The following is an 18,751-nucleotide window of genomic DNA, read 5'->3' on the forward strand; positions in this document are numbered from 1 at the left end:
GTTGAGGATTCAAAGTTCAGAGCGCGAACACCGGCTGGCTGCCGGCGGCAATGCCTTGCGCGCGCGCCAGCGCGGCCTGCGCGGCCTGCTCGTGCGGCAGGATCCAGAAGCGGCCGGCCGCCACGCCATCGAGGATCACGTGCGCGACCTCGTCCGGCGTCATGCCGGCGGCAATGCCGCTGCGCAGCGCGCCGTTCATCTGGTTCACCTCCTGCGAGCCGGCGCCATCCAGGTCCGCCGCGATGCCGGTGGCGACCGGGCCGGGGCAGACCACCGACACCTGGATCGGCAGGCCGGCCGCCTGCAGCTCCAGCGCGAGGCCTTCGCTGAGCGCTACCACGCCCTGCTTGGACAGCGTGTAGGGCGCCAGCCAGGGGCCGACCGCGAGGCCCGCCATCGACGCCACGTTGACGATATGGCCCGAGCCCTGCGCCGCCATGCGCGGCACGAAGCAGCGCAGCGCGTGCAGCACGCTCCACAGGTTGATGCGCAGCACGCGCTCGAATACTTCCGGCGCCAGCTCCCAGCAGCGCCCGGTGGCCAGCACGCCGGCGTTGTTGACCAGCAGGTCGACGCGGCCCAGGCGCAGGAAGGCTTCCGCGCACAAGTGCTCCATCTGGCGCGCGTCGGCGACGTCGGTCGGGATGGCAATTGCGATGGCCCCCTGGCCGGCAAGCGCCGCGCGCGTCGCTTCCAGTGCATCGGCGTCGATATCGGCGAGCGCCAGCGCGTAGCCTTGCGCCGCCAACGCGTGTGCCAGCGCGCGGCCGATGCCGCTGCCCGCACCGGTGATCACTGCGGCCTGCTGCCGCGGGTTTGCCGCCATGGTCATGGTTCTCCGTGGAAAAAATCGGGAATGACGGGCAGCGGGGATCGCCGCCCATGGCTGACTTGTAGCGGCGGCGCGGCGGCGCGGCATCGTCTGTTTGGGTAGGGCGGCGTCACATGGCGCCATCTGGCGCATAGGTGTTTGCCCGCGCCTGGCCGGCCATGGGTCTGCCCTTAGTCTGTTTGGAGTATGTGTTTGCGACGCCGGCGCGTGAGGATTGGCCTGTCCCGCGGGACTAGTCCGGCGTGCCTGTCATGCCGGCATGGACTAGGGCAAACCATGAAGGCAGGGGGCAAGCCGCGACCCCTTCGCCGTCCCTATAATCGGGGCACAAAAAAGGGCCGCAGAGCTCGCAGGAAGGCCAGCCGCCCGGCACGTCCGGGGCGCTGCGCACGCCACAATGGAGACAGAGGAAATGCTGATGGAGGCGAGCCACAACCAGGCAGCCGCGCACCTGTTCGCGCAGACGACGGTGTCGCTGTCTGACTTCAGCGCGTTGCTGGGCAATATCTACCAGGGACCGATGGAACAGGTGCCGTGGGGCAAGGCGCTGGAGCAGATCCGCAGGCAGCTCGACGCCAACTACGTCACGCTGATCCTACGCTCGCCTGCCACGGACCGGCGCGGGCTCATGATCAATGCCTCGGAGCACGGTGGTTCGACGCTACCGGGCGAGACTTCCTACAACAACTACTACTACGCGCTCGATCCTTTCATCGGCCTGCCGTCGGACCGCGTGGTGACCATCGACGAGCATCTCGGGCCGGGCGTCTGGTGCCAGAGCGAAATCTACCTGCAGTTCCTCAAGGACATCGGCATCCGCTACATCCTGGGCGCGGACCTGCGTACCGACGATGGCGTGGAATGCCGCTTCCGTGTCTGCCGCAAGCATGACGGCCGCGACTTCTCGGCCGCCGACAAGGCGCTGTGCACCGCGCTGCTGCCGCACCTGAAGCGCGCGGTGGACCTGCACTCGCGCCTCGACGTGGTGGAGTCGGAGCGCACTGTCTATGCCAGCGCCATCGACCGCATGCTGGTCGGCATGGTGATCCTCGACGAGTCCGGCGCCATCATCAAGACCAACGCCGCCGCCGACGAGATCCTGGGCGCCAAGGACGGCATGCGGATCGCCAAGGGCGGGCTGGACGTGGAATACGGCCAGGAGAACCGCAAGTTCCAGCGGTCGCTGCGCCAGGCGATGATGGGGCACCTGGGCACCGCGCCGGCGCTGATGGAAGCGATGTCGATCACGCGTCCGTCCGGCAGCGCCAGGCTGGGCGTGCTGATCCGCACCATCCCGCTCAGCGAGTGGTCGGAGGACAACCGCAAGCGCCCGGCCTGTGTGGTCTTCATCCGCGATCCCGAACGGCGCTCGCAGGCCTCGCACGATGTGGTGCGCCAGCTGTTCGACCTCACGCCCGCGGAGACGCAGCTGGCGCTGCAACTCGCCAACGGCCTCACGCTCGATGAAGCCGCGGACGAACTGGGCATCAGCAAGAACACGGCACGCGCGCACCTGCGCGCGATCTTCTCCAAGACCGGCGTGACCCGGCAGGCCACGCTGGTGCGCATGCTGCTGAGCAGCGTGATTTCTCTGGGCTAAGGCAAACGTCAGGGCTTTGCGCTGAGCACCAGCGCAAAGCCCTGCGGAGTCTGCAGTACCGCGCGGGTTTCATGCGGGCCCTGCGCCGCGGGCAGCGTCACGGCGGCACCCGCATCCACCAGCCGCGCGATCGCCGCGGCAATCTCCTCACCCTCATCCACCTTGAACGCGAGCACGGGCTGGTCCACCAGCCGTTCTTCGCCGGCCACCAGCGCCAGCGTGAGTGCGCCCGCATCCAGCGCGCAATAGCGGTCGCCATCGCGAAACTTCACGGCCAGTCCGAGTCCTTCCGTGAAGAACGGCAGCGCGGCGTCGAGGTTTGCAACGGGGTAAAGCAGCAGTCTGGCTTGCATGGTGTCCTGGTCCTTTCGAAGTTCAAGAACGGGCATCGGTGCCCGCGAACCATGATAGGGATGCGCCAGGCACTGCTCATAATCCAATCAGACGATGTTGCAACGCCTTGCGCCGCCCACACTGCAAGCACACAGGCCGCTTCCGGCCCGAGGCGCGGCAACCGGCGGCGTCCCGGCGGCGGTCCTGAACCACCACTGCCAGGGAAGGGGACTGCAATGCGTTTTTCGCTGATCTATGAAGCACAGACCGTCGATGCCTCGCGCGCCGGTGACCACAAGGTGTTCGATGAAATCATGGAACAGGTGGTGCTGGCCGAGGACATGGGCTTCGACGTGGTCTGGGCGGTCGAGCACACCGCGCTGACCAACTACGCGCACATGAGCGCGCCGGAGACGTTCCTCGCTTTCGTTGCCGGGCGCACGCAGCGCATCGGCATCGGCCACGGCGTGGTGTGCCTGCCGCCGGCGATGAACCACCCGGTCAAGGTGGCCGAGCGCATCGCCACGCTCGACATCCTGTCCGGCGGCCGCGTTCACTTCGGCGTGGGCAAGGGCGGCACGCAGCAGGAAGCGGGCACCTTTGGCTACGACCTGAACAGCCTGCACCCGATGATCGACGAGTCGATGTACCTGATCCCCAAGATCATGACGCAGGACGAGATCGAGCACGATGGCGAGTTCATCAAGATCCCGCGCCGCCCGATCCACCCCAAGCCGCGCCAGGATCCGCATCCGCTGATGTACCTGGCCTGCACCAATGCCGACACGCTGCAACGCGCCGGCGCGCGCGGCATGGGTGCGCTGGTGCTCGGCTTCGGCGGCCCGGAGGATGTGGCCAGGAAGAACGAGATCTATCGCACCGCGTGGGAGTGCCGCAAGCCGGAGGACCAGGTCGGCTTCCGCCCGCACCAGCACCTCGCCGCGCTGTGCCCGACCATCGTGCTGGAGGATGGACTGGCAGCGCGCAAGATCGGCATCAAGGGCCAGCGCTATTTCATGGAGTCGCTGTCGTACTGGTATGCCGGCGGCGAGCGCCCGGATCCGGCTGCCTGGGACGACGAGCATGTCACCGCGACGGACGCGCAGGGCAAGGCTGTCATCAACACGAAGTTTGCTTCCGAGAAGGTCTCGGTGGACTTCAGCGACCCGTCGATGATGATGCTGAACCCCAATCACGCCTACGGCACGGTGGAGGACTGCATCGGCTACGTGCAGCGCCTGATCGATACCGGCGCCGATGAAATCCTGTTCATCTGCCAGATGGGCACGGTGCCGCAGTGGGCGCAGCTCGAGACCATCCGCAATATCGGCGAGCACGTGATCCCGCATTTCCGCCAGCAGGGCCGCAAGCTGCGCGCGCTGGCGTGAACATTTGCTGACCGATGGCTTGCGCCTCTCTCCCGCAAGCGGGAGAGAGGCCGGGGGAGAGGGCCGGCGCATCCACGAAGTGCCGCGCACCGGATCGCGAAACAGCTAGTCCCATCAGACGATGGCGCCCCGCCCACCCGATGCAAACATCAACGCCAGCCACAAGACAAAGCACAAAGGAGACCGCGGTGCATCACGACAACAACCCCAAGGAACTGGCCGCGCGCCTGATCGCGCGCGCCGAGCAGATGATCCCCGCGCTGGCGGAACGCGCCACCCGTGCCGAAGCCGAAGCGCGCATCCCCGCCGAAACCATCGCCGAGATGCAGGCCGCGGGCTTCTTCAAGGTGCTGCAGCCGCGCCGCCACGGTGGCTACGAGCTCGACCCGCAGACCTTCTTCCGCATCCAGATGGCGCTGGCCAGGGGCTGCATGTCCACCGCCTGGGTCTACGGCGTGGTGGGCGTGCACAACTGGCAGCTCGCCCTGTTCGACGAGCGCGCGCAGCAGGAGGTCTGGGGCAACGATCCCGCCACGCTGATCGCCTCGACCTACATGCCGGTCGGCAAGGTCACCCCGGTCGAAGGCGGCTATCGCTTCTCCGGCCACTGGAAGTTCTCCAGCGGCAGCGAACTGTGCGACTGGATCTTCCTTGGCGGCCTGGTGCCGCCGTCCGAACCGGGCGGCGCCTATGACTACCGCACCTTCCTGCTGCCGCGCTCCGACTACAGGATCGTGCGCAACTGGGACGTGCTGGGCCTGCGCGCCACCGGCAGCCACGACATCGTCGTCGATGATGTGTTCGTCCCCGACTACCGCACGCACCGCGCCGTCGATGGCGCCATGGGCACCAGCCCGGGCCTGGCGGTGAACGACGTGCCGCTGTACCGCCTGCCATTCGCGCAGATATTCGTGCGTGCCGTGTGCACCGCGTGCATCGGCGCGCTGGAGGGCACCCTCGACGATTTCGTCGCCTACGCCGACGGCCGCGTCAGCAGCAATGGGGGCAGCAAGACCGCGGAGGACGGCGGTGCGCAACTGGCCTGCGCCAATGCCCAGGTGGCCGTCGACGAAATGCGCACCGTCCTCGAACGCAACTTCGACGAGCTGCTGGCGGTTGCGCGCGAAGGTGGCCAGGTGCAGACGCCGCGCCGCCTGCATTTCCGCTACCAGTCGTCCCAGGTGGCCGAGCGCTGCGCGCAGCTGGCCAACAGCCTGCTTCGGTATGCCGGTGGCAACGGCATCTACCGCACCAACCCGATGGTGCGCCGCTTCCTCGACCTGCACGCGGCGCGCGCCCACTACGCCAACAACCTGGACCGCTTCGGCCAGAACCTGGGCGGCGTGATGATGGGCCGCGCCAACACCGACTTCTTCATCTGAAGCCGCGCACCGGCAAGGGAATCCATCATGACCCAGAGCACAGCGCGCATGCAGGCGAAAGTATTTGACGTGGTGGTGATCGGCTCAGGCGCCGGCGGCATGCTGGCCGCGTGCCGCGCCGCCGACCGGGGCCTGTCGGTGGTGGTGCTGGAGAAGAGCAGCCAGTACGGCGGCACCTCGGCGGTGTCCGGCGGCGGCATCTGGATTCCGCAGAACCACCATATCGCGCCGGCGGGCGGACAGGACAACCATGCCAGGGCGCTGGAATACGTGCTCGCCTGCACCGGCGAAGACGGCGACCCGCAGCGCATCCTTGCCTACCTGGAGCAGGCGCCGCGCATGCTGCAGTACCTGGAGCAGCAGGCTGGCGTGCATTACTACACGCTGCCGCGCTACGCCGACTACTTCCAGAAGCTGCCCGGCGCGATGCCCGGCTACCGAGCGCTCGACCCGATGCCGTTCGACGGCGCGCGCCTGCGCGAAGAATTCGACCGGCTGCGTCCACCGTCGCCGGGCACGCTGGTGGGCGGCCGCGTGGCCGTGACCTCCGGCGAGGCGCACGCGCTGCTGAGTCGCTCGCCCGGCTGGTTCGGGCTGGCGGTGCGCCAGTTCGCCCGCTACTGGCTGGACTTCGGCTGGCGCCGCAAGACCCCGCGCGACCGGCGGCTCACGCTCGGCAACAGCCTGGTCGGTGGCTTGCGGCGGGCGATGATGGACCGCGCCATTCCGCTGTGGCTGGACACCGCACTGCAGGACCTGATCCTCGAAGACGGCACGGTGCGCGGCGTGCGCGCCTTGCAAGCCGGGCAGCCGGTGGAAATCCGCGCCTTGCACGGCGTGATCCTGGCCGCCGGCGGCTTCGAGCGCAACCAGGCCATGCGCGAGCAATACCTGCCGCAGCCGACGCAGGCCGGCTGGAGCGCGACGCCGCCCAACAACACCGGCGACGCGATCCTCGCCGGGCAGGCCGCCGGCGCCGGCGTAGCGCTGATGTCGCACGTATGGGGCGCGCCTACCCTGCACGTGCAGGGCGAGGAAAAGCAGCGCGCGCTCTTTATCGAGCGCGCCATGCCGGGCTGCCTGGTGGTGAACGGGCAGGGCCGGCGCTTCGCCAACGAGGCCGCGCCGTATTCCGAGTTCGTGCCGGCCATGTACCGCGACCACGAGAAGACCGGCTGCAGCGTGCCGGCGTGGATGGTGTTCGACGCAACCTTCCGCCACAAATACCCGTGCGGGCCGATCCTGCCGGGCTCGGTAATGCCGGACCGCAGCATTCCGGCGGGCATGTCCGGCATCCTGGTGCGCGCCGACACGCTGGCGCAGCTGGCGCAGCGGATCGGGGTGGACGCCGACGGGCTGGCCGGCAGTGTCGCCCGCATGAACCGCTACGCCGCCACCGGCGTCGACGAGGAATTCGGCAAGGGCGACAACCTGTTCGATACCTACTACAGCGATCCGGCGGTGCGGCCCAACCCGTGCCTGGCACCGATCGGCAAGGCACCGTTCTACGCCGTGCGGCTCGATGCCGGCGATATCGGCACCAAGGGCGGGCTGGTGACCGACGCCAGCGCGCGCGTGCTGCGCGAGGACGGCAGCGCCATCGCCGGCCTGTTCGCCATCGGCAATACCAGTGCCTCGATGATGGGCAGCAGTTATCCCGGCGCGGGCTCCACCCTGGGCCCGGCCATGACCTTCGGCTATATCGCTGCGGACGTGATCGCGCAGCAAGCGCGGCGGCCCGCCGCCGCGCCCCACGCTCAAACCGTACAGGAGGCCCTATGAGCGCCAGTTCAGACACCAGCGCCGAAACCAGCACCGCGCTGCGCGACGACATGCTGAAGGCGATGCGCCGCATGGCGCGTTCGGTGGCGGTCATCAGCTGCCGCCAGGGCGAGCGCCGCTATTCGATGTCGGTGACGGCGGTCGATTCGCTGTCGGCCGATCCGCCGTCGCTGCTGATCTGCATCAACCGCGGTTCGTCGATCTACCCGCCGCTCGACGCCGGCACGGACTTCTGCATCAACCTGCTGGCTGCCGACCACCAGGACATCGCGGTCGACTGCAGCGGCCGCCTCAAGGGCGAGGAACGCTTTACCAGCGGCGAGTGGGAGGACGACCTGCTTGGCGTGCCGTGCCTGCGCGACGCCCAAGCCAACCTCGTCTGCCAGCAGGACGGACGCTTCGACTACGGCACGCACGCGGTCTTCATCGGGCGGCTGCGCGAGGTGCGGCTGGCGGGCGAGGTGTCGCCGCTGGTCTATGTCGACGGCGCCTATACGACTTCCGCGCCGCTGCGCGCGCTGTGTTCGGCCTGAGCAAGGGGCACAAGCATGCATCCCGATTCCGTTACGCCGGTCTACGCACCGTTGCGGCTCGATGACCCCGACGCGCACCGGTGGCAGGCAGTCTGCGACGCGGTGGTGGTGGGTTTCGGCGCAGCGGGCGCTTGCGCCGCACTGGAAGCAGCGCACGGTGGCGCGCGCGTGATCGTCGCGGAGCGCTTCGAAGGCGGTGGCGCCAGCGCGACGAGCGGTGGGGTGGTTTATGCCGGAGGGGGCACGTCATACCAGGCCGCCGCGGGCTATGCCGATACGCCGCAGGCGATGGCGGACTACCTGCGCCAGGAGGCCGGCGAAGTCGTCAGCGAGGCCTCGCTGCAGGCATTCTGCGAGCATAGCCGCGACATGATCGGCTGGCTGGAAGGTGTTGGCGTGCGCTTTGCCGCCACCGTACCGCCGCGCAAGACGTCATACCCGGCGCAGCCGTATTACCTCTACTACTCCGGCAACGAAGCCGTGGCCGCATATGCGCAGCACGCCGCGCCGGCGCCACGCGGGCACCGCGTGAAAGGCCCCGGCATGTCTGGCCGCACGCTGTACGACGCGCTGCGCGGGGCCGTGGAAGCCCGGGCGGACATCACAGTGATGCGCCGGGCGGCGGCACGACGGCTGATCGTGGACAAGGACGGCGCAGTCATCGGGGTCGAATTGTGGCAGGTGCCACCGGGACGCCACCAGAAGCGCCACGCCCGCCTGTCGCGGCTTGCCGAGCGCCTGCACAACGGCATGCCGGGCGTCGCCGACCTGCTGCGCCAGCGCGTGCTGCAGCTCGAGCTGCGCCATGCACGGCCCGTGGCTGTGCGCGCCCGCGCCGTCGTGCTGGCCACGGGTGGCTTTATCTTCAACCGCGCCATGGTGGCGCGCCACGCAGGCAAGTATCTGCAGAACTGGCGCCTCGGAGCCAGCGGTTGCGACGGCAGCGGCATCAGGCTCGGCGAATCAGCGGGTGCGGCCGTGCGGCACATGGAGCGCGTGTCTGCCTGGCGCTTTATCAATCCGCCGTTCGACTGGGCGCGCGGATGCGTGGTCGACGGCCGGGGCGCGCGCATCGGCAACGAGGAAACCTATGGCGCCACGCTGGGCCACGCCATCTGCGAACGGCATGGCGGGCGCGCGTGGCTGATCCTGAACCGCGCGCTGGCGCGCGCCGCCCTGCGTGAATGCGCTGGCGGGCGGCTCTGGGCCTTCCAGGCTTTGCCCGCCGCGCTGCTGATGCTGACCGGCGCGCGCCGTGCCGCCAGCCTGGAGGCCCTTGCCGACAAGCTGGGCATGCCCGGCGCGGCGCTGCGGGCAACGATCGATGCCTGCAACGCCGCTGCCCGCGGCGAGATTGCCGATCCGGCCGGCAAGTCGGCGCAGATGTGCGCCTCGCTTGAAACCGGGCCATGGCTCGCCATCGACATCTCGGCAAACAGCCGCGTCTTCCCTTGTCCTGCGATCACGCTTGGCGGCTTGTCCGTGGAAGAGTCCAGCGGCCGGGTGCTGGCCATCGCAGGCGGCGCCCCCATTCCGGGCCTCTACGCCGCAGGCCGGACCGCGGTGGGCATCGCATCCAACCATTACGTAAGCGGCCTCTCGCTTGCCGACTGCATCTGGTCGGGGCGCAATGCCGGCCGCCACCTGACACAACAGCCTGCCGCAGACCGGCAGGCACACACCAACGAGGAGATTTCCCATGAGCCGACGTACTGAAGGCAAGATCGCGATCGTCACCGGGGCCGCCAGCGGCGTCGGCAAGGAAGACGCACTGCTGCTGGCGCGCGAAGGCGCGCGCGTGGTGCTGACCGACCTCAACGAGGAAGCGGGCCATGCGCTGGCGCGCGAGATCGGCGAGACCGCGCTGTTCGTGCCGCACGACATCGCCAGTGAAGCCGGCTGGCAGCAGGTGATGGCGCGCACCGAACAGCGCTTCGGCGCGCCGAACGTGCTGGTCAACAACGCCGCGATCCTGGTGCTGGGTTCGGTCGAGGACGCCACGCTGGAGCAATGGCAGCGCGTGATGCGCATCAACGCCGACGGCTACTTCCTCGGCTGCAAGTACGGCGTGGCCGCGATGAAGGCGGGCGGCGGCAGCATTGTGAACATGTCATCGGTGGCGGCTCTGGGCGGCATGGGCGCGTTCTGTGCCTACAGTGCCAGCAAAGGCGCGGTGGCGGCCCTGACGCGCGCCGTGGCGGGCCACTGCAAGCAGAGCGGCTACAAGGTGCGCTGCAACTCGATCCATCCGGACGGCATCCTCACGCCGATGACCGCGGCCTTCCTGCCCGGCGGCGCCACAGCGCTGCCGGAGGAAGTCGGCGGCGCCGAGCCGATGCAGCGCATGTGCCATCCGCGCGACGTGGCCAACCTGGTGCTGTTCCTGGCCTCCGACGAATCGCGCTTTATCAATGGCGCGGAACTGCGCATCGACAACGCGCAGACCATCATGGGCGTGGCCTGACGCCACCCAGAGCGAAAGAAGGACATCATGGCGCCAGTGCAATTCCATCGGCTGCAGATCGCCGAAGTCGTCACGGAAACGGAGCATGCGCGTTCGCTGGTGTTCGCGCTGCCGGACGGCCTGCGCGACACCTTTGCCTACCGTCCCGGGCAGTTCCTGACCCTGCGCGTGCCCGTCGACGGCGTGCCGCTGCAGCGCTGCTACTCGCTGTCGAGCACGCCCGAAGTGGACAACGCCTTGCGCGTGACGATCAAGCGGGTGCAGAGCGGGCGCGTGTCCAACTGGATCTGCGACCACCTTGGCGCGGGCGATACGGTCGAGGTGATGCCGCCTGCCGGCGTCTTCACCCCGCCCACGCTGTACGGCGATTTCCTGCTGCTGGCCGGTGGCAGCGGCATCACGCCGGTGCTGTCGATCGCCAGGGCGGCGCTGCGCCACGGGCGCGGCGCGGTGACGCTGGTGTATGCCAACCGCGACGAGCACTCCATCATCTTCCGCGAGGCGCTCGGCGAACTGGCGAACAACCACCCCGGCCGGCTGCGCGTGATCCATTGGCTGGACAGCGTGCAGGGGCCGCCGACGCAGCGCCAGATAGAGGAGCTGGTGCGGCCCTGGAGCCTGGCCGAGTGCTTTGTCTGCGGCCCGGGCCCGTTCATGGACGCGGCGCAGGCGGCGCTGCAGCAGCTTGGCGTGCCGCGCGGCAAGCTGCATGTCGAGCGCTTCGTTTCCCTGCCGGATGCACCGGCGGCAAGGCCCCCGGCGGGGCCTGCCTCGATCGAGCCGGCCGCCATGCGCGGCGCGGCGCTGACGGTGCAGCTCGACGCAGACACACACCAGCTCAACGTAGCGCCCGACGAGACCTTGCTCGACGCGCTGCAGCGCGCCGGCGTGGCCGCCCCCAGCTCCTGCCGGGCAGGCCTGTGCGGCGCCTGCATGTGCCAGGTGACGCAGGGCGACGTGACGCTCGGCGAAAACCATGTGCTCGACCGTGCCGACCTGGACGCGGGCTGGACGCTGGCCTGCCAGGCGCGTCCGGCGAGCGATGAAATCCACCTGAAGTTCCCGGATTGACATGACCCCATCTGACACCATCGACGCCATTGCGGAGCCGGCGACCCTCGACGCCGCTGCCCATGAGGACATTGCCGCCACCATTCCCGAACTGGTGCGGCGCGCGGCGCTACGCCATGGCGAGCGCATCGCCATCCAGGAAGACGGGTTGCGCCTGAGCTATGCCGCGCTGGATGCCTGCCGGATCCAGGCGGGCCGCGCGCTGATGGCGCTCGGCGTACAGGCTGGCGACCGGGTTGCCGTGTGGGCGCCGAACTTCTCCGAATGGATCATCGCGGCGCTGGCTACGCACAGCGTCGGCGCGGCGCTGGTGCCGCTGAATACGCGCATGAAAGGTGCCGAAGCCGGCGCCGTGCTGGCAGACAGCGGCGCGCGGCTGCTGTTCTGTGTCGACGACTTCCTCGGCGAAAGCTATCCGCAGATGCTGGCGCCGCATCGTCCCGCCACGCTGGAGCGGCTGGTGATCCTGCGGCCCGGGCAGGGCAGGGCGCTGGCCGACGGCGAGCTGGCGTGGGATGGCTTCCTTGAACTGGCGCAGCAGTCAGACATGGCGGCTTTCGCGCAGCGCGAGGCCGGCGTGCGCGGCGACACGATGATGGACATCATGTTCACGTCGGGCACCACCGGGCGCCCCAAGGGCGTGATGACCGCCCACGCGCAGAACCTGCGCGCCGTCGACGGCTGGGCTGCGATCACGGGCGTGCGCGCCGGGGACCGCTACCTGATCGTCAATCCTTTCTTCCATACCTTCGGCTACAAGGCGGGATGGCTTGCCGCGCTGTCGCGCGGGGCCACGGTGCTGCCGCACCTGGTGTTCGATGCCGACGCCGTGATGACCCGCGTGGAGAACGAACGCATCACGGTGCTGCCGGGGCCGCCGACGCTCTACCAGACGCTGCTCAACGCGCCACGGCTGCGCGAGTTCGACCTGTCATCGCTGCGGGTTGCGGTGACCGGCGCCTCGGCGATCGCGCCCGTGCTGATCGAACGCATGCGCGATGAACTGGGCTTCGACACAGTGATTACCGGCTACGGCCTGACCGAGTCTTGCGGCTTTGCCACGCTGACCCGCGCCGGCGACGATGCCGAGACGGTTGCCGGCACCTCCGGGCGCGCCATGCCGGGGATCGAACTGCGCTGTATCGATGCGCAGGGGCAGCCGGTCGCCACCGGCGAGCCGGGCGAGGTGCTGGTGCGCGGCTACAACGTGATGCAAGGCTACTTCGGCGTGGCCGGCGCGACGGCAGAAGCCATCGACGCTGACGGCTGGCTGCATACGGGCGATGTCGGCACGCTCGATGCACGTGGCTACCTGCGCATTACCGACCGCATCAAGGACATGTTCATCGTCGGCGGTTTCAACTGCTACCCGGCGGAGGTCGAGAAGCTGCTGACAGCCCACCCGGCGGTAGCCCAGGTCGCCGTGGTGGGCATGCCGCACGAGCGCCTGGGGGAGGTCGGACGCGCCTACGTCGTCCTGCGCCACGGCGCACGCCTGGATGCCGAAACCCTGATCGTCTGGGCGCGCAGGCAGATGGCCAACTACAAGGTGCCGCGCGAGGTGCAGTTCGTGGCGTCTCTGCCGGTCAGCGCGGCGGGGAAGGTGCTGAAGTACCAACTGCGCGAAGGCTGATCAACGGGGGACTGAATATGACCGACATTGCCAGCATTGCCGACCGCCTTGCGCGGCTGGAAGCCTCGGATGCGATCCGGGCGCTCAAGTTGCGCTACCTGCGCGCCTGCGATGACAAGGATACCGAAGCCATGCGGGCCTGCTTCGTGCCGGACAACGCGCATATCCACTATGACCGCATTGGCAGCTTTCCCGGGCGTGATGCGCTCGTGCAGTGTTTTGCGGAGCTGGCTTGCCGGCCTACGCTGCGCGAGATGCATTTTGCCGGGCAGTCGGATATCCGGCTGCTGGATGAGGCGTCGGCGCAGGGTAGCTGGGATCTTGCGTACCTGGCGCTGGATGATGCCAGTGGTTCGCGTACGTTCCTGACCGGGCGTTATGCGGACGAGTATGTGCGGGTCGATGGGGAGTGGTTGATCCGGTCGACGGTGTTTACGACGGGGTTGTTGTCGCACGGCAGCTAAAGCCGCGCTTGTTCCTCCCCGCTCCCGCTTGCGGGAGAGGGGAGCGATGCGCGGGGCGTTGGCTAGTCCAATCCCTATTCAACGATCGCCGGATGCACCGCCGGCGGGCCACCCAGCACCTCCCGGTACGAAGGCGGCTGCACCCCCTCGGCATCGACAATCCCATACTCCAGCGCCGCCTCCGCCGCGATCAGCACCTGGCCCGATTTCTCCATCAGCGCGGGATCGCGATACAGCGCTTCAATGACTTTCCCGGTGAATTCAGGGGTCTCCGCCACCGGTGCGAATGACGCGTACTTGTCGGGATGCTGCTCCCACACGCGCTGCGTGCGCGCGGTGCGCAGCGGCCCCATCCATACCGATACCGCGGCGACGCCATGCGCGCGCAAGTCAACCGCCATGTCATGCGCGAACTTGTCGATGCCGGCCTTCTGGGCCCCGTAAGCCGGCCCATGCATATAGCAATTGGCGCCGAAGGATGATGTAAACACGATCAGCCCCCGCCCGCGCGCCGCCATCATTGGCGCCGCATGCCAACTGGCCACGTAGCCGGAGCGCAGGCCCACGTCGAGAATACCGGTCATCTCCAGCGGCTTTTGCCAGAACGGACCGGGCATGATCAGTTCGTCATGCAGGAAGGTGGCGTTGTTGACCAGGATATCGATCCGCCCCGATTCCTCGCGCACCTGTGCAAACAACCGCGCAACCTGCGCATCGTCACGATGGTCGCACGCGACCGCGATGCCGCGCCCGCCCAGCGCATCGATCTCGCGCGCCGTGGCATGGATGGTGCCTGGCAGCGGCGCGCTGCCTTCCTGTTCCGTGCGCCCGGTCACGTACACCGTGGCGCCGGCAGCGCCGAGCGCCAGCGCGATGCCCTTGCCGGCACCGCGCGAGCCACCGGTGACAACCGCGACGATGGCCTGTTCCGCCTGCTTCATGTCTGTCTCCTGTATCAGTGATGGGCGGGCGCCGTTGCGGCTGCCCGCGCTCGTCGAAGCTTGGGGCGGGCGAGGCCCCGGTACATCCTTCGTTCGGACTAAGCGGCCTGCCCACCGGCTACTCCACGCGGACGATGGCCCGCTGCGCGGCAGGGCTGACGATAGTCACCATCCCAACGACCGGCCGCGCATCTTGCACCGGGCGGTCACAACCAAGGAGTGAGCCTGGCCATGTCCGAACTGGAGCACAAGCAAGCCATTCACGCGCTGACCTGCCGCTACGCGCAGGCAGTGGACCGGCGCGATTTTCCAAGCCTGGCGGAGCTGTTCACCCCGGATGCGCGGCTGAGCGGGCCGGGCTTCCGCATGGACGGACCGCAAGCGATCGCCGACGGCATGACGGCGCTCGGCCAGTACCACGCCACGCAGCATCACGTGCACCAGCAACTGGTGGAAATCGACGGCGATACCGCGGCCGGCGAAACCTATTGCGTGGCCAACCACCTGTACGAGCAGGGCGGCGTGCCGCGCAAGCTGGACTGGGGTATCCGTTACCAGGACCGCTTCGAGCGATCCCAGGGCCAGTGGCGCATCGCGGCGCGCGAGCTGGTGGTCGAGTGGACGCAGGACCTGCCGCTGCAGGGGGCACGATGACCACGGACCGTGTACTGGAAGGCAAGACGGCCCTCGTCACCGGCGGTGCCGGTGGCATCGGCGCGGCCAGCGCGCTGGCGCTGCTGCGCGACGGCGCGGCGGTAGTGCTGATGGGCCGGCGCCGCGAAGCGCTGGAAGCGGCACGGCGCGACCTGCTTGCGCAAGTGGCCGGCGCCACGGTTGCCATCAACGTCGGCGACGCTTGCCGCGAGGCTGACGTGCAGGCCGCGCTGCAGCAGGCCTGGGAACTGGAGGGCCGCCTCGATATCGTGGTGGCGACGGTCGGCGGCGGGGGCTTCCGTCCCATGCTGATGCATGACACCGCGTCACTGATGGCGGAGCTGGAGCTGAATATCGCCAGCGCCTTCCTGGCGGTACGCCACGCATCGCCGCTGATGGCGCCTCATGGCGGCGCGATCGTCTGCATTTCTTCGAACGCGGCACGCATGACCTGCCGCTGGCTGTCGGCATACTGCGCCGCCAAGGCGGGCCTGGAAGCATTCGTGCGCGCGGCGGCCGAGGAACTGGCCGGATGCGGTATCCGCGTCAATGCGGTGCGGCCGGGCCTGACACGCTCCGGCGCGACCGGGCCGATGTTCGACAACCCGGCCATGCTCGACAAGTTCGTTGCGCAGATGCCGCTGGGCCGCGCCGGCGAGCCGGACGACATTGCCAGCGCGGTGCGCTACCTGGCAGGGCCGGAATCGGGCTGGGTCACCGGCCAGAGCATCGCCGTCGATGGTGGCAGCGAGCTGCGCGGCAATCCCATCCTCGATGAAACCGTGGCGGCGGTGTATGGCGAAGCCGCGCTGCGCGCGGTGCTGGCCGGCAAGATTCCCGACGCGGCCTGAAGCGGCCTGAAGCGGACCACTCAAGGAGAGAAACGATGAATCAGGTCAAGGGCAAGGTCGCGCTGGTCACCGGCGCGGCCAGTGGGGTAGGGCGCGCCGATGCGTTGCTGCTGGCTGCGGAAGGCGCGCGCGTGGTGCTCACCGATGTCAATGAGGAGGCCGGGCGCGCGCTGGCCCGCGAGATCGGCGATGCGGCGCAGTTCGTACGCCACGACATCGCCAGTGAAGAGGACTGGCGCAAGGCCATGGCCGCCGCGCTGGACCGCTTTGGCCGCGTCGACGTGCTGGTCAACAACGCGGCCATCTGTCCGGTGGGATCGATCGAAGAGACCTCGCTCGACTGCTGGCGGCAGGTCATGCGCGTCAATGCCGACGGCTATTTCCTCGGTTGCAGGTTCGGCGTGCAGGCAATGAAAGGCAACCCGGCCGGTGGGTCCATCGTGGTGATGTCGTCGGTGGCTGCACTGGGCGGGCTGCCGATGATGTGCGCGTACAGCGGTGCGAAAGGTGCCGTGACCGCGCTGACGCGCAGCGTAGCCGTGCACTGCAAGCGCAACGGCTACCGCATCCGCTGCAATTCGATCCACCCCGACGGCATCTGGACACCGATGACGCAGGCGCTGGTGCCGGACCTGGATCCGGTGGCGCTGGGCATCGGCACGGACCCGATGGCACGCATGTGCCAGCCGGAGGATGTGGCCAACCTGGTGCTGTTCCTGGCGTCGGACGCGTCGCGCTTTATCAATGGCGCGGAACTGCGCGTCGATAACGCGCAACTGATCTCAGGACTGTAGGGCCGGGTGCGGCGGCCTGCTTGCGCGGGCCGCCGCCATGCCTGCTTACCGATACTGCGCCACGATCTCGCTCACCGTGCGCAGGATGTCACGGCGGCGATAGCCGAGCAGCGCGGTCTCGGCCGCATCCGGCTCGTAGTAGAGCGTGTTGCCCCGGCCGAAGCAGATCGCCGAGTCAGGCAGCAACGGATGTTCCTGGTCGATGACCGGCGGCACCGGGCGGCCGGCATCGCGGAAGAACGCGCCGAAGTAGTCCTGGAACGTCAGGTTCTCGTCGCCCACGAGGTAGGCCCTGCCATTCTCGCCGCGCAACAGCGCACCTTCGATCGCCTCCGACAGCGACATGGCCGAGATGAAATTGACGCCGCCCGGCGGCGCGAAGTCCGGCATCGGCGCAAAACCGCCCCTGGCGTAGTCGGTATAGGCCTTGAACATCGGGACCATCAGGCCCGGCACCGTGCCCACCACGAACGGGGCATTCACGCTGCTGACGCGGAAGGCATCCGTCGCCAGTGCGCGCACGCCTTCGTCGGCCAGCTTGCGCGAGCGGATATATGCGTTGTCCTCTGCCAGCCGCGGTGCCGCCTGCGGATAGAAGCTGCCGACATGCACCGCGACCCGGATGCCCGCATCGCGCGCCGCGCGGAAAAAGCGCGGCACCCCTTCGACGTTGGCGCGTTCCCAGTGTGCCGCTTCATCGCCGCCGGGCGGGACGTGGCGCACATCGTTGCCCGCGGCGAATACCAGCGCCTCGAAGGCGCCGAGCTGCGCCGCGGGCAGGTCGTTGGCGATGTAGTCGCAGCGCAGGAAGTCCAGCCCGCCCAGCGGCGTGCCGGAGGCTGGGCGGTTGCGGCCCGCGATGGTGACATCGTGCCCGCGGCTGCGCAGGTGCAGGGCCGCGTGGCCCCCGATCATGCCGTTGCCGCCGACGATCAGTATCTTCATGCTTGTCTCCTTGGTTGGGTGATGTGGCCGGGTGATGTGCCGCGTGGCGCGGCCATCAGAGGTTCATGCCATTGCCGCCGATGACCGGCATGTTGGTCCACGCCCCATTGGGGTCGCGGTACCAGCCGGCGGCGGCCAGGGCGCCGCCGTTGACATGCAGGGCCGTGCCGGTGATCCAGGCAGCGCGCGCGCTGGCCAGGAACAGGATGCCGTCGGCGATGTCCTGTGGGGTGCCGAAGCGGCCCAGCGGGATCCAGCGCGGGATATGGTGCTGGTGCTCCGCGGCGACCATCTGCGACACCGGGACCTGCGGGGTTTCGGTGGTTTCGGGTGCGATCAGGTTCACGCGGATGCCCGCCGGCGCCAGCTCCAGCGCCAGGCTTTGGGTGAAGCCGGTGATGGCGGCCTTGAAGGCGCCGTAGACGCTGCAGTAGGGAATGCCGCGGAAGCCCTCGATCGACGACACGCTGACGATGCTGCCGGCCCCGCTGCGCCGCAGCAGCGGCAGCATGGCGCGCGTCACGGTGAAGACGTGGCCGAGGTTGGCGGCGTAGAGGCTGGCAATCTCGTCGTCGGCGTAGTGCTCGAACGGCTTGGCGATGCGCAGGAAATCGCCGACGTTGTTGACCAGCACGTCGAGGCGCCCAAATCGTTGTTCGATCTGCGCGGCCAGTTCGCGTACGGCGCCGGCATCGGCGGCATCTCCCTGCACCACCAGCACGTCGGCGCCGGCCTTGCCCAGCAGCGTGTGGGCATGGTCGGCGCGCTGCGCGTCGATCTCGATGATCGCGACGCGCGCACCCTGCTCCAGAAAGGCTTGCGCGGTAGCGAGCCCGATGCCGGCGCCGCCGCCGGTGACCAGCACGGTCTTGTCGGTGAAATCCATCTCAGTTGCTCTCCTTCGGTTGCACTGCGGGGATGCGTGCATTGGATCCGCGGCGGGCGGGGCGAACATCGTCCGATTGCAGGTCAGGGAAAACACCGAGAGCCGCGCATTGGCGGGCAGCGGGCGGACAGCGTCCCTATAATCTGCGCTGCCCCCAGGTGCCGCAGAGCGCCGGTCAGCACACACGTGGTGTGGATT

Annotated in this window: 18 protein-coding genes; 13 read left to right on the plus strand and 5 right to left on the minus strand. The window is 68.6% G+C overall.

All coding sequences use genetic code 11. The annotated features are described in order from the left end of the window. Positions 1-16: 16 nt before the first annotated feature. A complete protein-coding gene (locus CTP10_RS19310; protein WP_116318940.1) occupies positions 17-826 on the minus strand; it encodes an SDR family NAD(P)-dependent oxidoreductase in 810 nt (269 codons plus the stop codon). A gap of 418 nt (positions 827-1,244) precedes the next feature. Here CTP10_RS19310 and CTP10_RS19315 point away from each other — a divergent pair, with 418 nt between their 5' ends. Continuing rightward, on the plus strand, positions 1,245-2,432 hold the full coding sequence (locus CTP10_RS19315; protein ID WP_116318692.1) for a helix-turn-helix transcriptional regulator: 1,188 nt from the start codon (positions 1,245-1,247) through the stop codon (positions 2,430-2,432). An 8-nt stretch (positions 2,433-2,440) separates the two neighbouring features. Here CTP10_RS19315 and CTP10_RS19320 read toward each other — a convergent pair whose 3' ends face one another. After that, the gene (locus CTP10_RS19320; RefSeq protein WP_116318691.1) at positions 2,441-2,785 is read right to left on the minus strand and encodes a VOC family protein; all 345 of its coding nucleotides are present in this window, start codon (positions 2,783-2,785) and stop codon (positions 2,441-2,443) included. Between the two features lie 216 nt (positions 2,786-3,001). Between CTP10_RS19320 and CTP10_RS19325 the strand changes: the two genes are divergently transcribed. The 9 genes from CTP10_RS19325 to CTP10_RS19365 all read left to right on the plus strand — a co-directional run bounded on the left by CTP10_RS19325 (position 3,002) and on the right by CTP10_RS19365 (position 13,482). Next, positions 3,002-4,153 carry an LLM class flavin-dependent oxidoreductase gene (locus CTP10_RS19325; RefSeq protein WP_116318690.1) on the plus strand — a complete coding sequence of 384 codons (1,152 nt, stop codon included), beginning with the start codon at positions 3,002-3,004 and terminating at the stop codon, positions 4,151-4,153. A 188-nt stretch (positions 4,154-4,341) separates the two neighbouring features. Further along, on the plus strand, positions 4,342-5,535 hold the full coding sequence (locus CTP10_RS19330) for a flavin-dependent monooxygenase (protein WP_116318689.1): 1,194 nt from the start codon (positions 4,342-4,344) through the stop codon (positions 5,533-5,535). 27 nt (positions 5,536-5,562) lie between these two features. Continuing rightward, positions 5,563-7,317 carry an FAD-dependent oxidoreductase gene (locus CTP10_RS19335; RefSeq protein ID WP_116318688.1) on the plus strand — a complete coding sequence of 585 codons (1,755 nt, stop codon included), beginning with the start codon at positions 5,563-5,565 and terminating at the stop codon, positions 7,315-7,317. After that, on the plus strand, positions 7,314-7,850 hold the full coding sequence (locus CTP10_RS19340) for a flavin reductase family protein (protein WP_116318687.1): 537 nt from the start codon (positions 7,314-7,316) through the stop codon (positions 7,848-7,850). Before CTP10_RS19335 ends, CTP10_RS19340 begins: the two co-directional genes overlap by 4 nt. A 15-nt stretch (positions 7,851-7,865) precedes the next feature. Continuing rightward, a complete protein-coding gene (locus CTP10_RS19345) occupies positions 7,866-9,566 on the plus strand; it encodes an FAD-binding protein (RefSeq protein WP_116318686.1) in 1,701 nt (566 codons plus the stop codon). Next, the gene (locus CTP10_RS19350) at positions 9,550-10,314 is read left to right on the plus strand and encodes an SDR family oxidoreductase (RefSeq protein ID WP_116318685.1); all 765 of its coding nucleotides are present in this window, start codon (positions 9,550-9,552) and stop codon (positions 10,312-10,314) included. The genes CTP10_RS19345 and CTP10_RS19350 overlap by 17 nt, the downstream gene beginning before the upstream one ends. Before the next feature lie 27 nt (positions 10,315-10,341). Continuing rightward, on the plus strand, positions 10,342-11,385 hold the full coding sequence (locus CTP10_RS19355; protein ID WP_116318684.1) for a ferredoxin--NADP reductase: 1,044 nt from the start codon (positions 10,342-10,344) through the stop codon (positions 11,383-11,385). A gap of 1 nt (position 11,386) precedes the next feature. Beyond that, complete coding sequence (locus tag CTP10_RS19360; protein ID WP_116318683.1) at positions 11,387-13,018, plus strand: FadD3 family acyl-CoA ligase; 1,632 nt, start codon at positions 11,387-11,389, stop codon at positions 13,016-13,018. A 17-nt stretch (positions 13,019-13,035) separates the two neighbouring features. Then, a complete protein-coding gene (locus tag CTP10_RS19365) occupies positions 13,036-13,482 on the plus strand; it encodes a nuclear transport factor 2 family protein (RefSeq protein WP_116318682.1) in 447 nt (148 codons plus the stop codon). Positions 13,483-13,556: 74 nt separating this feature from the next. Here the strand turns inward: CTP10_RS19365 and CTP10_RS19370 are convergent, their stop codons facing one another. Continuing rightward, entirely contained in the window at positions 13,557-14,423 is an 867-nt protein-coding gene (locus CTP10_RS19370) for an SDR family NAD(P)-dependent oxidoreductase (protein ID WP_116318681.1), read from the minus strand. Positions 14,424-14,654: 231 nt separating this feature from the next. Between CTP10_RS19370 and CTP10_RS19375 the strand changes: the two genes are divergently transcribed. From CTP10_RS19375 to CTP10_RS19385, 3 genes are read left to right on the plus strand one after another with little or no spacing between them, the layout of a single operon-like run. Continuing rightward, positions 14,655-15,077 (plus strand): nuclear transport factor 2 family protein, encoded by a 423-nt coding sequence (locus tag CTP10_RS19375; protein ID WP_116318680.1) that lies wholly within the window; start codon positions 14,655-14,657, stop codon positions 15,075-15,077. Then, positions 15,074-15,928 carry an SDR family NAD(P)-dependent oxidoreductase gene (locus CTP10_RS19380; RefSeq protein ID WP_116318679.1) on the plus strand — a complete coding sequence of 285 codons (855 nt, stop codon included), beginning with the start codon at positions 15,074-15,076 and terminating at the stop codon, positions 15,926-15,928. Before CTP10_RS19375 ends, CTP10_RS19380 begins: the two co-directional genes overlap by 4 nt. A 35-nt stretch (positions 15,929-15,963) precedes the next feature. Then, complete coding sequence (locus CTP10_RS19385; protein ID WP_116318678.1) at positions 15,964-16,722, plus strand: glucose 1-dehydrogenase; 759 nt, start codon at positions 15,964-15,966, stop codon at positions 16,720-16,722. A gap of 45 nt (positions 16,723-16,767) precedes the next feature. Here the strand turns inward: CTP10_RS19385 and CTP10_RS19390 are convergent, their stop codons facing one another. Then, on the minus strand, positions 16,768-17,667 hold the full coding sequence (locus CTP10_RS19390) for an NAD-dependent epimerase/dehydratase family protein (RefSeq protein WP_116318677.1): 900 nt from the start codon (positions 17,665-17,667) through the stop codon (positions 16,768-16,770). 55 nt (positions 17,668-17,722) lie between these two features. Further along, positions 17,723-18,553, minus strand: a complete 831-nt coding sequence (locus CTP10_RS19395) for an SDR family NAD(P)-dependent oxidoreductase (protein WP_116318676.1) — start codon at positions 18,551-18,553, stop codon at positions 17,723-17,725. Positions 18,554-18,751 lie beyond the last annotated feature (198 nt).

Origin of the sequence: Cupriavidus sp. P-10, assembly GCF_003402535.2 — a bacterium.
In the GTDB taxonomy this organism is placed as follows: Bacteria; Pseudomonadota; Gammaproteobacteria; order Burkholderiales; family Burkholderiaceae; genus Cupriavidus.

Coding starts and splice junctions, on each gene's coding strand:
- CTP10_RS19365 (WP_116318682.1), top strand. CDS start 13,036: ATGACCGACATTGCCAGCATTGCCGACCGCCTTGCGCGGCTGGAAGCC.
- CTP10_RS19360 (WP_116318683.1), top strand. CDS start 11,387: ATGACCCCATCTGACACCATCGACGCCATTGCGGAGCCGGCGACCCTC.
- CTP10_RS19375 (WP_116318680.1), top strand. CDS start 14,655: ATGTCCGAACTGGAGCACAAGCAAGCCATTCACGCGCTGACCTGCCGC.
- CTP10_RS19310 (WP_116318940.1), bottom strand. CDS start 826: ATGGCGGCAAACCCGCGGCAGCAGGCCGCAGTGATCACCGGTGCGGGC.
- CTP10_RS19325 (WP_116318690.1), top strand. CDS start 3,002: ATGCGTTTTTCGCTGATCTATGAAGCACAGACCGTCGATGCCTCGCGC.
- CTP10_RS19370 (WP_116318681.1), bottom strand. CDS start 14,423: ATGAAGCAGGCGGAACAGGCCATCGTCGCGGTTGTCACCGGTGGCTCG.
- CTP10_RS19380 (WP_116318679.1), top strand. CDS start 15,074: ATGACCACGGACCGTGTACTGGAAGGCAAGACGGCCCTCGTCACCGGC.
- CTP10_RS19320 (WP_116318691.1), bottom strand. CDS start 2,785: ATGCAAGCCAGACTGCTGCTTTACCCCGTTGCAAACCTCGACGCCGCG.
- CTP10_RS19355 (WP_116318684.1), top strand. CDS start 10,342: ATGGCGCCAGTGCAATTCCATCGGCTGCAGATCGCCGAAGTCGTCACG.
- CTP10_RS19335 (WP_116318688.1), top strand. CDS start 5,563: ATGACCCAGAGCACAGCGCGCATGCAGGCGAAAGTATTTGACGTGGTG.
- CTP10_RS19345 (WP_116318686.1), top strand. CDS start 7,866: ATGCATCCCGATTCCGTTACGCCGGTCTACGCACCGTTGCGGCTCGAT.
- CTP10_RS19395 (WP_116318676.1), bottom strand. CDS start 18,553: ATGGATTTCACCGACAAGACCGTGCTGGTCACCGGCGGCGGCGCCGGC.
- CTP10_RS19385 (WP_116318678.1), top strand. CDS start 15,964: ATGAATCAGGTCAAGGGCAAGGTCGCGCTGGTCACCGGCGCGGCCAGT.
- CTP10_RS19315 (WP_116318692.1), top strand. CDS start 1,245: ATGCTGATGGAGGCGAGCCACAACCAGGCAGCCGCGCACCTGTTCGCG.
- CTP10_RS19390 (WP_116318677.1), bottom strand. CDS start 17,667: ATGAAGATACTGATCGTCGGCGGCAACGGCATGATCGGGGGCCACGCG.
- CTP10_RS19340 (WP_116318687.1), top strand. CDS start 7,314: ATGAGCGCCAGTTCAGACACCAGCGCCGAAACCAGCACCGCGCTGCGC.
- CTP10_RS19350 (WP_116318685.1), top strand. CDS start 9,550: ATGAGCCGACGTACTGAAGGCAAGATCGCGATCGTCACCGGGGCCGCC.